This is a genomic window from Hymenobacter volaticus (assembly GCF_022921055.1).
GTDB lineage: Bacteria > Bacteroidota > Bacteroidia > Cytophagales > Hymenobacteraceae > Hymenobacter > Hymenobacter volaticus.
In genome coordinates, this window is the sequence record NZ_CP095061.1 from 2,433,000 (window position 1) to 2,447,845 (window position 14,846).

13 protein-coding genes are annotated in these 14,846 nt (G+C 54.9%); all 13 read right to left on the reverse strand.

From position 1 onward, the window contains the following. Positions 1 to 64 precede the first annotated feature (64 nt). Positions 65 to 1,999, reverse strand: a complete 1,935-nt coding sequence (locus MUN86_RS10545) for a KUP/HAK/KT family potassium transporter (protein ID WP_245125088.1) — start codon at positions 1,997 to 1,999, stop codon at positions 65 to 67. A 126-nt stretch (positions 2,000 to 2,125) separates the two neighbouring features. Next, complete coding sequence (locus tag MUN86_RS10550) at positions 2,126 to 2,461, reverse strand: hypothetical protein (RefSeq protein ID WP_245125091.1); 336 nt, start codon at positions 2,459 to 2,461, stop codon at positions 2,126 to 2,128. After that, positions 2,419 to 2,751, reverse strand: coding sequence for a hypothetical protein (locus MUN86_RS10555; RefSeq protein ID WP_245125093.1), 333 nt, complete (start codon positions 2,749 to 2,751; stop codon positions 2,419 to 2,421). The genes MUN86_RS10550 and MUN86_RS10555 overlap by 43 nt, the downstream gene beginning before the upstream one ends. An 87-nt stretch (positions 2,752 to 2,838) precedes the next feature. Next, positions 2,839 to 3,471: a BamJ family beta-barrel-assembly machinery protein gene (bamJ, locus tag MUN86_RS10560; protein WP_245125095.1), complete on the reverse strand. Its 633-nt coding sequence runs from the start codon at positions 3,469 to 3,471 to the stop codon at positions 2,839 to 2,841. 254 nt (positions 3,472 to 3,725) lie between these two features. Beyond that, positions 3,726 to 3,863 (reverse strand): hypothetical protein, encoded by a 138-nt coding sequence (locus MUN86_RS10565; protein WP_245125098.1) that lies wholly within the window; start codon positions 3,861 to 3,863, stop codon positions 3,726 to 3,728. 179 nt (positions 3,864 to 4,042) lie between these two features. Continuing rightward, a complete protein-coding gene (locus tag MUN86_RS10570; protein WP_245125101.1) occupies positions 4,043 to 4,333 on the reverse strand; it encodes a carboxypeptidase-like regulatory domain-containing protein in 291 nt (96 codons plus the stop codon). Positions 4,334 to 4,464: 131 nt separating this feature from the next. Further along, positions 4,465 to 5,499: a trypsin-like serine peptidase gene (locus MUN86_RS10575; RefSeq protein ID WP_245125103.1), complete on the reverse strand. Its 1,035-nt coding sequence runs from the start codon at positions 5,497 to 5,499 to the stop codon at positions 4,465 to 4,467. Continuing rightward, entirely contained in the window at positions 5,450 to 8,095 is a 2,646-nt protein-coding gene (locus tag MUN86_RS10580; RefSeq protein ID WP_245125106.1) for a hypothetical protein, read from the reverse strand. The genes MUN86_RS10575 and MUN86_RS10580 overlap by 50 nt, the downstream gene beginning before the upstream one ends. Before the next feature lie 499 nt (positions 8,096 to 8,594). Continuing rightward, complete coding sequence (locus MUN86_RS10585) at positions 8,595 to 9,422, reverse strand: polysaccharide deacetylase family protein (protein ID WP_245125109.1); 828 nt, start codon at positions 9,420 to 9,422, stop codon at positions 8,595 to 8,597. Positions 9,423 to 9,728: 306 nt separating this feature from the next. Further along, entirely contained in the window at positions 9,729 to 10,802 is a 1,074-nt protein-coding gene (locus MUN86_RS10590) for an OmpA family protein (RefSeq protein WP_245125112.1), read from the reverse strand. 79 nt (positions 10,803 to 10,881) lie between these two features. Further along, positions 10,882 to 11,757 (reverse strand): aldo/keto reductase, encoded by an 876-nt coding sequence (locus MUN86_RS10595; protein ID WP_245125114.1) that lies wholly within the window; start codon positions 11,755 to 11,757, stop codon positions 10,882 to 10,884. 97 nt (positions 11,758 to 11,854) lie between these two features. Next, complete coding sequence (locus MUN86_RS10600) at positions 11,855 to 13,903, reverse strand: PAS domain-containing sensor histidine kinase (RefSeq protein ID WP_245125708.1); 2,049 nt, start codon at positions 13,901 to 13,903, stop codon at positions 11,855 to 11,857. Between the two features lie 413 nt (positions 13,904 to 14,316). After that, positions 14,317 to 14,820: a pyridoxamine 5'-phosphate oxidase family protein gene (locus MUN86_RS10605; RefSeq protein WP_311182081.1), complete on the reverse strand. Its 504-nt coding sequence runs from the start codon at positions 14,818 to 14,820 to the stop codon at positions 14,317 to 14,319. Positions 14,821 to 14,846: the final 26 nt, after the last annotated feature.

Sequence of the window (14,846 nt, forward strand, 5' to 3'; positions counted from 1 at the left end):
TGCAAGCAACGAAAAAGCCCTGCTGAATGCCAGCAGGGCTTTTAAAGGGGTAATAAATGACTGGTTACGAAACCCGTTTCAGAGCCACGTCGCGGACGGGGGTGATAACGAGGGGTACCTTCTCGACTTTCACTGAGCTGGTATCGAGACCGAAGTACTTGTCTTCGGAAGCAATGAACTGCTTGATGTAGAAGTAAGCTTGCATTACCAGCTTCTCGATAGCCGGGAATTCGTTTTCCACCGAGAGGAATTTCTCGAGCACTACAAAGCGGAAGTCGCCGGTTACGTGCTGCCGGCTCAGGGACTCGTAGCGCGAGGTGATGTCCACTTCTTTGTTGCGCACGAGGTCTTCTACCACCTTGCGGAAATACAGATTGATGCGTTGCTCCACCCGGAAACCAAGCCGGAACGTGATGCGGAAGGCATCGTCATGCGCTAGCTCTACCACTTTATACTCCATGGTATAGGGCTCGTCGGTGGTGTCGACGTGCACAAACCAGTAGATGTCGGCACGCTTGGGGCGCTTCTGGAAGATGGAGTAGATAATCTTGGACTCGATTTCGGTGGCCCGTTCAGCCGACGTCATAAATACGAGGTGCGTAGAATACTTCGGTACCGATTCGTCGGCGGATAGCTCTTTCAACGCTTCCATGTACGGATCAATCTTCACGAACTCGGTGAGGCGGCGCTTGATGTAGAAGGCTCGCAGCCACACGTACATCACGGCTACTAGCGTAGCGCCAATGGCCAGAGACACCCACCCGCCGTGCGGAAACTTCACCAAGTTGGCAATCAGAAACGAGCCTTCGATCAGGCCATACACCACTGTGAACAGCGCCACTGCGGCCAAGGGTACACGCTTGGCGCGCAACCACACGGTGAGTAGCAGCGTGGTCATGAGCATGGTTAGGGTGATGGCTAAGCCGTAGGCGGCTTCCATGTTTTCCGACCTCCGGAAGTAAAGCACCACCCCGATACAGCCGAAAAGCAGCAGCCGGTTCATGCTCGGCACGTACAGCTGGCCTTTCACGTCGGTGGGGTAGTTGAGCTTCACTTTAGGCCACATGTTGAGCCGGATAGCTTCGGCAACCAGCGTAAAGGAACCCGTGATAAGTGCCTGCGAGGCAATGATGGCCGCAATGGTAGCAATACCAATCCCAATGAGCAGAAACCACTCCGGCATCAATTCATAAAACGGGTTACGCTTGTTGAGGTGCTCGCCCTGATGGCTGAGCAGCCACGCGCCCTGGCCCATGTAGTTGAGCAGCAGCGTGGTTTTAACAAATACCCAGCTGATGCGGATGTTGCCTTTGCCACAGTGACCCAGATCAGAATACAGGGCCTCGGCTCCGGTGGTACACAGGAATACGGCCCCGAGCAGCCAGAACCCGCCCGGATAGTTGACCAGCAGATCGTAAGCGTAGTAGGGATTAAATGCCTTCAAGATGGCGGGCTGCTGAACAATCCAGCTGACGCCCAACACCCCAAGCATCGAAAACCAAATCAGCATGATGGGCCCGAAAGCCTTGCCCACAATCTGGGTACCGAAGCTTTGGAGCAGAAACAGCGCCAGCAGAATGCCAATCACAATGGGCACCGTTGGGATGCTCGGGTACACTGCCTCCAGTCCTTCAATAGCCGAGGAAACCGAGATGGGCGGCGTAATCACGCCGTCGGCTAGCAGGGCCGAGCCACCGATGATGGCCGGAACAGTAAGCCAGCCCGCCCGCCGCCGAACCAAGGCGTAAAGTGAGAAGATGCCACCCTCGCCGTTGTTGTCGGCGTTGAGCGTGAGCATTACATATTTGATGGTAGTTTGGAGCGTAAGCGTCCAGATGACGCAGGAAATCCCCCCGTACACGAGGTGAGGGTTGATTTGCTCCGGCACAATAGCCTTCATTACATAGAGCGGCGACGTGCCGATATCTCCGTAAATGATGCCGAGGGCAATAAGCAAGCCCGCTGTTGAAATAGCGGTGTGCTGGTGTTTGGCGTCCATGCGTGGCGGAAAGAAAATAAAAGCGCTACCTGCAAACTGTTTAAAAAGCGCCCAAAGGTAGCGGGCAGCGCTCAAACCAAAACACTGGTTTTCTTGTAGGAAAAACAGCCAAATACAATACAGCGGTTACCGCATCTCCGAACTCAGCGGCGAATCAGGAAATGTAGGAGTGGCAGCGAACAGCGCCGCCGTGGCTGTTTGGGCCGCTTCGTGGTGGCGCTGCCGGATGCGGCGGTTGGCTTCGGCAGTTAGTTTCTGCCAGCTAGCCAGTTCGCCGGGCAGCGCAAAATGGGTGGCTTCTCGCCCTAGTCGGTGCAGGCGTACCCGGTTGGTGCCTCGCTGGCCCATCGCCAGCAACAGCACGCCTACCACAATGCCTAAAGCCGCCGGCATGGTTCGCAGCCAGTTTTGCAAAAAGCCTAACAGGAAACCTGCCAGCGTAAATCCCCGAGCAGTAGCCACAGCAGCCACCGTACTCGTTGCACATCCACGCCCTCTAGCTCCCACCACCCAAACGGTTGTCCGTTGATTTGCAGCTGGTCATTGGTTAGTACCATGCGCCCATCGGCACTGCGTACTTCGGCAAAAAGCATGGGGTCGGGCAGCACCACAGGGGGAGGGGCAGCAGGGATTGACGCCGCTGGCTCTGCCTCACCAAGTGCTGGCTCAGCTGGTTCCGGTGGCTTCACTTCCGCATCCGGAGCTGGTGGTTGAGAGGCATCGGGAGGAACGCTAGGCGAAGAATCTGTCATACGCAAAAAAGCCCCGCCGGCCGTATTCGTTCCTGCCCAGTGAAGTGGGGTGGAAGAGGTAACGGTCGGCGGGGCTTTCAAATTAGCTTAGTTGTTTACTTTCAGCAACTCCACGTCGAAGATGAGCGTGGTGTCGGGTCCGATATCGCGGCCGGCACCGTGCTGGCCGTAGGCCAGCTCCGAAGGAATGTAGAGGCGCCACTTCGAGCCTTCGGGCATCAGCTGCAACGCCTCTGTCCAGCCGGCAATAACACCGTTGACAGGGAAGGTAGCTGGCTGACCGCGCTGGTAGCTGCTATCAAACACGTTGCCGTTGATAAGAGTGCCGTGGTAGTGGGTGGTAACCGAGCTGTTGATGGTAGGCTTCTTGCCAGTGCCCTCGTTGATTACTTCGTACTGCAAACCGCTTGGCAGGGTAGTTACGCCCGCGCGGCTCTTGTTTCCACTTAAGAAGGCTTGGCCTTCTTCTTTATTGTTAGCCATAGAACTGGAAGTTTGGTTGTCGTCATCGTCTTCTACACCACCCATTTGCTCTTGCAACTGCTGCATAGCAGACTGCATTTGCTCCTGGGTAAGGCGGCTTGGCTCGCCGCTCAGGCCTTCTTTCATGCTGGCGGCCAGTACGTCCACGTCCAGATCGAGACCCTGCTGGGCGAAGTTGCGGGCTAAGTCGCGCCCGATGATGTAACTGATCTGGTCTTTAAGACTGCTCAGGTTCATAAATCACTGATTTTGCTGATTGTTTGGATGGCCCAAATCTTTTGGTGCCACCGGTTCGCACAGCAGGTGAGAGGATAGGAGCGGCTCCGAGTGAGCTGCTGAACTGTGAAGTACCGAAAACAGCGCACAATGGATACGCTTTTTTTTAAAGGTCTTCTCTAAAGTGCTGATTAATAATCCAGCTTTCTTCTACCCCCAAACAAAATAAACCCCACCAAAGGCGGGGTTTATAGCAAAACGGAAGTTCAGACCGCTTAGCAGAAATGCAGTTCCTCTTCGTCGTGGAGGTCAAAATGCAGGTTCAAGTCCCGCACTTGGGCCGCGAGAAAACTCAGCGAGCCTAAGCCTCCTAAAACAAGGAGAGAAGAAATGGCGGCAGTACTTTTTTTCATGGCGATGTATATATAGGAATGTGTGTCAGTTTCTTGACTGCAAAGATAATACGTATAGGATCGAAAATTGTTATGCAAGCATACCTTATTTGTGTTGATACTTATCGGGATTCAATTCCATTCTCCTGGTTCGTTAGGGAAATGAATGTCGAGGTTACCATGATTTCCTTCTTTACAACCTAGTTTTCCAAGGTTGTATCTTTTTCGCTGGCCGGGTTCGTTTCCAGCCATATTTCCACGAAAGGAGTTTGCTTGGCAAGCACTTCAACCGGTATTTCGTCGCTTTCCACTTGCCCGTAGGCTTTCAAGAGATAGTTGCCTGGCCGAAGACTATTGAAGCTGAACCGACCATCCGACCCTGTAACGGCCGCCATATCCGTATGGGGTGGGCCTGACACGATAAGCACATTGACTTCCTCCAGTGGGGCGTGGTTGCTACTATTGCGGATAATACCAGTGATAGATCCCATGGTGTTAGGGGAATAAAAGGCAGTGTAATACAATAGGGCAAGTGCCAAGCCGGAGGCGGTCAATACTGCGAAAAGGATAGGGCCAGAAAATACAGCTACTTTCTGGCCCTTCTTTTCAGGAGTTAATCGCCTCAGGATGCCCCACCTTCTGAGCGCCATTGAGTGAGATTATTGAAAACTGGCTGCGTGATGCGCGTAGCCGAGTTGCCCGCCGATGCCCCATTAGTATGGATGCCTACCACAATGCGGTTCTCATCATAAACCGCCGATCCGCTTTGTCCACCCACTGTATCAATGTCGTAGACGATGGTATTGGGGTCTACGGCGGTGGCTTTGCGGCTATGGAACATCATGGTGCCCGATGGTTTGTCGCCGGGGTAACCCGCCGTGCTGAGCTGCTTGCTCCGCAACGCTTGGTCGGAGAACATGCCAAAGCCAAAGGACCCGATTTCCGGCGAAACTCGGTCGTTCTTAGACAGCTGAATCACCCCGTAGTCATGGTTTCTGGACTGGTTGTTTACCCAGCCTTTCACCGAGCCAAAGCTAGTTGCGACAATCTGACCATACGGCCTATTGGCAACGTTGCGGGCCGGGGAGACAATGATTTGCTGGGGCCAGCCGCCATGCTCGTGGATATAGACGCAGTGCCCAGCCGTCATGATCGTGCGTGGCCCAATGAAGAATCCTGTTCCAAGGAAGGAGGTGCCATCGGCGGCCTTGATGCTTAAGTGACAGATGCGTCTGTAAGGAACGTTGGTGGTATTTGTCACCTGCACCCGGTCATCGGTACCAATGATTACTTCCAGGTCCGTTAGCTGTTGGGAAAAGGCTGCAGCCTCTGCCATAGCGGCATCACCGTCTTCCTGCTCGCTGGATTCGAAGATTTTCTTGATACCGCCCGTTACCAGGGAAGTACCCGCCTTGACGGCCGCTCCCGCTACGGTTTTTGCTACGGGTTTCAGCACAGGCACGAGTACTTTGGCCAAGGACCCCCAGAACTCCCGTTCGCTCATCGCGGACTCTGCGCCGCCTTCTTGCTCGCTGGATTCGAAGATTTTCTTGATACCGCCCGTGACAAGGGAAGTGCCCGCTTTAACGGCTGCCCCGCTATCGGCTTCAGTACAGGTACGAGCGCACGGGCCAAAGACCCCAAAATTCTCGCTCACCTGCGGCGGACTCGGTTCCGTCGCTAGATTCCTGCTGGCTAGCCTCTACCTGTTCGAGGAATAAGACTTCGAGCTGTTGGGCTACTTCTTCATCTTCGATGTCAGCGCCGGTTTCTTGGTCGTTGGCATCAAACAACTTGCGGATACCACTCTTGACCAGCGACGTGCCCGACTTGATAGCCATACCCGCTACTTGTTTGGCCACGGGTGCTAGCACGGGCGCCAGGGCACTGGCAATAACACCCCAAAACTCGCGCTCGCCCATAGCTGACTCACTGCCCGCTTCCTGCTGGCTGGACTCCAGTTGCTGAATGGCCGTTTCGCTGAAGCCTTCGAGCCGCAACATGTTGGCCAGCTTCGGGCTGATCTTCTTGACGAGCGCGCCACCGGCTTTGGCAGCGGCACTCGCTAGGTTTTGGGCCAGCGGCTTGAACACGGGCACCAGCTTTTTGGCCAGGGCACCGAAGAATTCGCGCTCGCCCGCGGCTGTCTCGCTCCCGGCTTCCTGCTGGTTGGCGGCTACGTGCTGCAGAAACAGGGCTTCGAGTTGTTGAGCTACTTCCTCGTCTTCACCCCCGGTTTCTTGGTCGTTGGCATCAAACAACTTTCGGATGCCGCTCTTCACGAGTGAGGTGCCGGACTTGATGGCCATGCCAGCCACTTGCTTGGCCACCGGCGCCAGCACGGGCGCCAGCGCGCTGGCGATGGCGCCCCAGAACTCGCGCTCGCCCGTTGCCGACTCTGCCCCGGCTTCCTGTTGGCTGGACTCTAGCTGTTGGATGGTGGTTTCGTCGAAGCCCTCCTGGCGCAGCATATTAGACAACACAGGGCTAACCTTCTTAATGCTAGGTTGCACTATGTAAGATATGTTTTGCGCTATAGGTCTTAGTATTGGCACCAGCTTCTTGGCTAGGGCGCCGAAAAACTCCCGCTCGCCCGCGGTGGGCTGAGTGCTGGATTCGTGCTGGTTGGCCTCTACATGCTGAAGGAACAGGGCCTCTAGCTGTTGGACTGCGGCTTCAGTTTCGGCGCCAGATTCTTGTTGGCTGGACTCAAACATTTTCTTTACCAAGGAAGTACCAGTTTTAATGGCTGCCCCGGCCACGGATTTTGCAACGGGCATCAGTACGGGCACGAGTTTTTTGGCCAAAGCACCGAAGAACTCCCGCTCGCCTGCAGAGAGTTGGCTGCCCGCTTCTTGTTGGTTGGCCATTATCTGCTGCACAAATAGGGCTTCGAGCTGTTGAGCTGCTGCTTCGGTGTCAGCGCCGGTTTCTTGGTCGTTGGCATCAAACAACTTGCGGATGCCGCTCTTCACGAGTGAGGTGCCGGACTTAATGGCCATGCCCGCTACTTGTTTGGCCACGGGTGCTAGCACGGGCGCCAGGGCACTGGCAATAACACCCCAAAACTCGCGCTCGCCCATAGCTGACTCACTGCCCGCTTCCTGCTGGCTGGACTCCAGTTGCTGAATGGCCGTTTCGCTGAAGCCTTCGAGCCGCAACATGTTGGCCAGCTTCGGGCTGATCTTCTTGACGAGCGCGCCACCGGCTTTGGCAGCGGCACTCGCTAGGTTTTGGGCCAGCGGCTTGAACACGGGCACCAGCTTTTTGGCCAGGGCACCGAAGAATTCGCGCTCGCCCGCGGCTGTCTCGCTCCCGGCTTCCTGCTGGTTGGCGGCTACGTGCTGCAGAAACAGGGCTTCGAGTTGTTGAGCTACTTCCTCGTCTTCACCCCCGGTTTCTTGGTCGTTGGCATCAAACAACTTTCGGATGCCGCTCTTCACGAGTGAGGTGCCGGACTTGATGGCCATGCCAGCCACTTGCTTGGCCACCGGCGCCAGCACGGGCGCCAGCGCGCTGGCAATGGCGCCCCAAAACTCGCGCTCGCCCGTTGCCGACTCTGCCCCGGCTTCCTGTTGGCTGGACTCAGATAGCTTGTTGATACCGCCCTTTGGCTGGAGTATGCTAGGGTAGGTTATAGGATACATGCCAGGTCTTCTTCTGAACACTGGAATACACGCGCTGGCTAATTTTTCCCAGAATTCTCGCCCAACCACGACTGGCTCTTCGGCGCCAGATTCCTGCTGTCCGGATTCTAATCGTTGAATAGCGGTTTCGCTGTAGCCTTCACGCCGGAGCATGTTAGACAGTGTAGGGCTGAGCTTCTTAATCCCGCTGGTTGCCAGAGATATACCAGTTTTCTTGACGGTATTTACAATGAATGGTCCTATCGCGCCGGCCAACGCTCCCCAAAACTCCTGTGCATCCTGCGAGGAAGTTATGGTGGCGAGGGAAGCTTCCACTACGGGCTCAGTTACGGCAGTAGTTTCCGTGGATTCTCGTTGCTTGCGAGAAGTAGCAGGATTGCTCACGCGCATATGCCCCTCTGCTTCTGTGAGTTCGGTGCCAGAGCCTGCTGGAGAGGTAGTTTCGCTTGTGCCCGTTACTTCTTCAACAACTTGTCCCCCAGCTTCAAATTCGTCACTTGCGTGGTGCTCGCTTGGCTGTCCCATTGGGCCGCTTCCTGACGGGGGAGTGTCGTGCGGACGTTTGTGGTTGCCTTGCGTTACTCTGTACTTTGACTTTGTTTCCATAGTAGTAAGGTGTTAAGGATGGGTAAATGTATAAATCAAAGATAGGGTATATGAAAAGCGGCGTCAATCGCATGATCATGTAGGTATATAGAAATTAAAATTATTTCTATTCTAAGTGACGCAGTATTTTTAATTGCCCAGCTAGTGCAAGCAACTCAAATGCACCCAAGATGGGTAGAAGTAGTGTTGCACTCGTGCTCACAGGGTGGATTTGCTCTGTTGAGTGGCCTTAGGTTTCTGAATTACTACTCCTTGGTGCTATCCCTTTGTCCCTTTTTGTGCGTTTTGGGGCAGCGTAGTAATTGAGGTGCGTAATGTTAGTAATGACCCTTACCGTAGCCAAAAGAGCAGCTTAGCTTCCTAAGCCAACCTGCTCTTTTACTTGCTACTAGCTCTAGCTTCAGTAGCTAATTAAAGGACAGCAAATACAACTGCCCACCCCTAAACTAGAGAGGTGGGCAGTTGTATATCGGAAATAGGAGAGGCGGGAATGACCCTGTTATTCACGTGGCTTACTGGTGCTTGCCCCTAGTTGAGCGGCCTTTATCTTTTGAGCCACTTCTACCATGGGTGCCACCCAAATATCTTTTTCGTGGGCTTTGAGGTAGCGGAGCAGTTGGCGGTGTGCCTTCAGGTCTACGTTGAGCGGGTGGCCACCACCCACCCCGTGGAACAGGAACACCAACAGCGTGTGCGACTGTTGGGCCTTTTTCACTAAGTCAAGCATATACTCCGCCGACTGGCCGTTGATGGAGTAGGCGTCAATGTTGGTTAGGTCTACTTGCGTAGGCGTTTGTAGGCCATCAGTTACGCCGCGTGCTGCTACGAAATCGGTTTTTAATTGGTCGTAGAACTTGACGCCTCCAATTTGCAGGTCGCCGCAAGGGTAAGCAAAAGTGCGGGCGGTTTTGCCGTCAATAGCGTTAAGCAGCGTGTTAGTGGTCCGTATTTCGCTTACGGCCCGGCTGACAGTGTACTTGCTTAAGTCGGTGTCGGAGGTAACGAAACTACGGCCGGGCAGGCTACCATCGCAGGGGTGCATGAGGGCGTGGTTGCCTAGCTCGTGCCCACGTTGGGCGGCGCGGCGCCACTCCGGGAGCCGCCGAGCCACCACCGGTGACGACCCAATCAAGTAAAACGTACCCCGCAGCTTCAGCGAGTCGAGGGCCGGCACTACGTTGTCCAGATCCACATCGATGGCATCGTCATACGTCAGCACTACGGCGCACTGCTTGTTGTTCCAGGTGGTAGGCACTTGCGCGTGGCTAACAGAGGAAACTCCGAATAGCAGGGCGGCAGATAAGGTAAAAATCTTAGCTAGGATCATCCTCAGAATGGTTGTCTTTTTGGGAGTATCGGTGCTTTTAGCACGTGTCTACAAGTTTAACACAATCCCATCGAGCCTAACTTTTTTCTGAATAGATAGTCCAATTAACTAGGAGCTGTCGTGCTGAGTGAGGTTAAAGTAACTGTCCTGCTGAGCGCAGCCGAAGCATCTCGCGTGAACCGTTGAGTTAGCATTACAATGTCAGCACGCGAGATGCTTCGGCTGCGCTCAGCATGACGTTCTGGTGGTGTTGGTAACGTCAATATGCGAGATGCTTTGGCTAAGCTCAGCATTATGTTAGGGTCATTACTCTTTGACCTCTTCCACTTCCACTCGCCGGTTGCGGGCATCGGGAGAAGGGTAAAGGGGGCGCGTATCGCCGTAGCCCGCAGTGCTAATGCGTTCGGCGGCAATACCTGCCTTCACCAAATACGATTTCACGGCCTCGGCCCGCTGCTCCGATAAGGTTTGATTCTTCTGGGGTTCCCCAATTTTATCGGTATGGCCCGCCACACGCACTTTCAAAGCAGGCCTAGCTTTTAATTCACCAGCCAGTTGGTCGAGTGCGGGAAAGCCTTCGGGCAGCAACTCGGGTGTACCCAATCGAAACAATACCTTAGGCAGCACCACGGGCGTAGGAGCCACAACAGGCGCTGGTGCGGGGCGGGCTGTGTCTGCTGCCACGGGAGCAGGAGCGGGGTTGGGAACAGGAGTAGGTTTCGGCGCTGCTCCTGCCCCGGTTACTTGAATCGTGATGGGTACGGCTGTGCTCTGACGGGTGGGGTAATACCCTTGCGTGAGGTAGAAAGTGGTGGTTTTGGCGAGCTTGGTGCGATAGGTGTTACCGGTCGTGAGGGGCTGCTTCAGGTCCGCATCGGCGTACCAAAGCACGTTGCGCCCCGTTACCCGCAGGGTGTTTTCGGTGTTGGCTTTCACAGAGGCAGCCGATTTCAGCTTGATGCGGTAAAACGTGAAAGAGCCCACGTCGCAATTGCCTATGGGGCGGTATGCAGCACGGCCAGTTAGCTTTTCCTGACTAGCATCATAGGTGAAAACCATTGAGCCTTCGCACCAATAGGTGTCGGGTGTGCGGCCGGTTTCGTTTAGTTTCCGCACGTGGTCGAGGCGCATCCCGTCCGAAGTACGCACGCCTTGCACCTGAAATGTAGCCGACACATTGGGCTGTCCGCCTACTTCCTGATACAGCACCCCCATTAGATTGGTGCCTTTGGTTTTTTGTAACCGAAGTACCGCCGGCCACACGCCATCGGGTTCGCCGGTATCTGTTTCCACGCCCTGCCATACGCCCGTCAGTGACTGGGCGTGCACTGGCCCTGCCAGTAGCAGGACCAGCACAACGTACCAAAAACTGCGTTTCATTTTACCAAGTAATTTTAGTTTTCTGGTTAGAGTCGGCTGAAGCCACCAGGGGTTGCTTCGTGTCCGCACCAGTAACGTATTATCCTAGGTAAGCCATATCCTCGGCACTCAAACGGATAGCAGCAGCTTGCAGATTTTCCCGCAGATGCGCCAGCGAAGACGTGCCCGGAATGGGCAGCAGCCACGCCGACTTATGCAACAGCCAGGCAATGTTGATTTGGGCGGGCGTGGCCTCGTGTCGGCGGGCTATTTCGGCAATTTTATCTAGCTCCTTGGGCAGCGCGTGCAAAAGCGAGAAAAACGGAATTAGCGGAATACCGTGTTGCTCGCACAGGTCCAGTACTTCCTCCCCACCAGGGTTTGTACCATGCGCTAGCTTTACGGTAGTGCGCTGGGCGTAGCTGTACATGTTTTCCACGGTGGCAATGGGGCCTAACTGTAGGCCAGTTTCCAGTTCCTCGCGGGTTACGTTGCTCAGCCCTACGTGCAGAATCTTGCCTTCGCGCTGCATCTCGAACATAGCGCCCAGCTGCTCGTCCAATGGTACCGCGCCGTGACCCATTAGGCGCAGGTGTACTAACTGAATTTGCTCTTGCTGCAGGGTGCGTAGGTTGTTGTCGATGCTAGCGCGGAGGTTTTCGGGCGTGTTGTACGGCACCCAGCTTTTATCGGGGCGGCGGGTGGCGCCCACCTTGGTGCAAATCACCAAGTTTGATGGGTAAGGGTGCAATGCCTCGCGGATGAGCCGGTTCGTGACGTCCTCACCGTAGTAGTCGGCCGTGTCGATGAAGGTGACGCCCGATTCCACGGCGGTACGTAGGATTTGCAGTGCCTCGGGTCGGTTGGCCGGCTCACCCCATATTTCCGGGCCAGTCAGGCGCATAGTGCCATAGCCTAAGCGGTTGACAGTGAGAGGGTGGGTTGAGTGTTGGGCAATAGTGATGGTTGTGCTCAAGGAATTGGGTAGTAAGACAGTTAATGTTTTAATTCAGCAAACCGGCTTGGTTTGCTTAGGTTCGCTGACCAATAGATTCTCATGGTGAGTGAGAAGGCTAACGGCGGAAGTAAACAGTGAAGGTAGAACCCCGGCCTAACTCGCTGGTTACCTCAATCCGGCCATCAGCATTTTCCACGATGCGCTTCACCATATACAAGCCGATACCATTGCCCTCTACGTGGTTGTGGAAGCGACGGAACATAGTAAACAACTCTTCTTGTTGACTCTGCTTAATCCCGAGTCCGTTGTCTTGCACCGTTAGAACAATGAACTGGTCTTCTTGATGGCAGCGAACCTGCACATGTGGCGGCCGGTCGGGAGAGTAATATTTGAGCGCGTTACTGAGCAAATTGTACACGACGCTACGCAGGCTTTTGACCGAGAACCGCACAGTGAAGCAAGAGCCGAGGTCGATTTCTAGGTGTGCTCCAGTTTTCTGGATCAAGGGGAGCAGGTCTTGCCGAACGTCATCCACTACCCCTGCCAATTCTAGGGGCGCGGGGCTTTCCTCGTGCTCTTTCTGCAGCTTTATTACATCGCTCAGGTAGTCGATTGTGCGTTTGAAGCGCTCCACCGAGTCCTGCATCATTGTTAGGAGTGGGGCTATGGTTTGGGCGCACTCCAAGTCATCTGGCAGGGCGGCATGAATGGCGTGCACCAGCCCTTCAATATTGGCAATAGGCGCCCGCAAGTCGTGAGAAGCCGTATAAATGAAGTTGTCCAGATCGATATTGATGCGCCGCAACTGCTCATTGGTGGCCAGCACCTGTTGCTCGGCCTGTTTGCGGGTAGTGATGTCGGCGGTGGTGCTGACTAAACCGTCGCCGAGGCGCACGGCCGACTGCTCGAACCAGCCGCTAAATTGTTCGAAGCGGTATTCCTGCTCGTAACGCTGGGCTACTCCGGTTTCTACTACCTCCACAAACCGGTTGAAAATGCCCGCGGCCTGCACCCCCGGGTTTTGTTCTAGCAGCCGCTTGCCTACCAAGTCGGCGCCGTAGTACTTCACGGTCACGGAATTAACTAGCGTCCAGCGGAAATCCACGATGATGCCTTGCTCATCACGCACTGCCTCAAACGCCTGAATCATGTCGGCGGAGCTGTCGAACGTGGCGCGTAGCATTTGCCAGGCTTCTACCTGCTTAGTTACTTCAAACGCAAACACAATAACGCCGTCAATGCCGCCTTGCTCGTTGTAGCGCGCTTGTTGAATGTAGTTGAAGTATCGGTCTTCCAGTACCCCATCGGCGGGACGAGTTAGCGGAATGAGTATGCCTACTTCCTGATGCGTGTCGCCGGTGTTGTAGACCTGGCGAAAGGTGCGGAACACAGTGTGCTCGGCAATTTCGGGCAGCGCAGCCAGAATGGGCTTGCCGAGCAGCTCCCGCCCGGGAAACAGTTGCTGGTAGGCAGGGTTGACCAATTCATACACGAAATCCTCGCCGCCGAGAATGCAGATAGCCGCCGGAGCCTGCATAAATAGACTCTCCAACCGGGCACGCTGACGCTCAGCCTCTGCCCGAGCCAGTTGCGCTTCCTGCGTCCGTTCGACCACGCGGGCTTCAAGCCCTTGATTGGCAATTCGAAGGCGCGCTTCACTGCGTTCTACTAACTGCCGCGCAAATGTTTCAGCCTGCGCATCGGCGCGGGCTGTTCTCTCTTTCGCTTGACTGTCGCGCAGCAGTGCATCGGTCTGAATGCTCTTCGTGACGTTGACCACTTCGTGGATAATGTGCTGCAACTGGCCCTGCGCGTCGAGCACTGGGGTGTTGCGCGGCAGCCAATGGCGTTCGGTGAACTTGCCGGCGTGCGCGGGGTCGGGCACGTCGTAGTGCTGCAATTCCATGACGTGGGTTTGGCCGGTAGCGCGCACCTGTTCCAATGAGGCCCGCAGGTTGCGGACGGCGTTGGCCTGGAGCGCGGCCGGATTATCGGGAAAGACGTCGAATACGTAACGCCCCAGCAAGTTTTCTCGCTGCGTCAGCGTTTCAATAAGATACGTCTCGGATACAGCTTCAATAACTAGGTCAGGCGAGAGCAACAGATAGGCCCCCGGCATGGCATTGAATACCGAAAGAAAATCAAGCGTGGAAAAACCGTGCACCAAAATAGCAGGCCATTAGGGTAGATTAGAGGCCCTTACTAACGCAGCAATCTACCCGTGCGTTCGGTTAAAACGAAACGGTATTCATACCTAAAGAAAGGTGCCTGTTGAACTTCAGAAACTAAGAGTGTCTGATTTTTCTGCGTCTTCGGTTAGTAAGCAGCGCACCGTTGCCTTGTCTTTTGTTTGCACGAGCCGTCTGTCTAGTAGAATTAGGGGCAAGTGCATTCTTAGCGCAGCTTGTGTTACAACACTTATGCCGAGAAGCTGTATCGCCAACCAACCTGAAAACCGCGCCACCTAGATTTCTCTAAGGGGCGCGGTTTGCAGTTTAATATTATCGTGGGGATAGAAGTACGAGCTTTGGTAGATACTAACTGCTAGCTAAACTCGCGCCAGTGGGCCAGACGTGGTTATTTAATCTGTAATTCTCCTTCGTCTTCGCCCCGCCAGTATTTGATGCGCTTGGCTTCCACACGTACTAGAACCACGCCGGGCGTATCAATACCGTCCTTGAACCACTTGTCTAGGTCGGGTACCCAGTGTTGCTGCATGGTAGGCTTGTGCCGAATCAGGTGGCCCGTGCCCACAATGGTGACATACAGCCCCTGCGCACCGCTGAACCCAAGACTTACCTGCGAATTCTCGGTGATGTCACTTACCGTGCGCGACTGTTCGAAGGTGAAGTAGTACGAGTTGCCGTCATACTCCACGTCGCCGTTGTTGCTCATCGGGCGGCTGCTGAGTTGGCCTCGGCTGGTATGCGTAGTAAGCAAGGCAATGTCGAGGTTAGCCATTTTGGTGGCAATCTCCTTCAGCGTTTTATCGGCCGTGGGGGCGCGGATATAGTTGAGCTTGTAGTACGCAGCCCGCAGAGGGTAGTTGTTAGCCTCCCCGCTCAGTAGGTGCCTGCTTATTCATTCCGTAAAGCCCGACCTTAAGA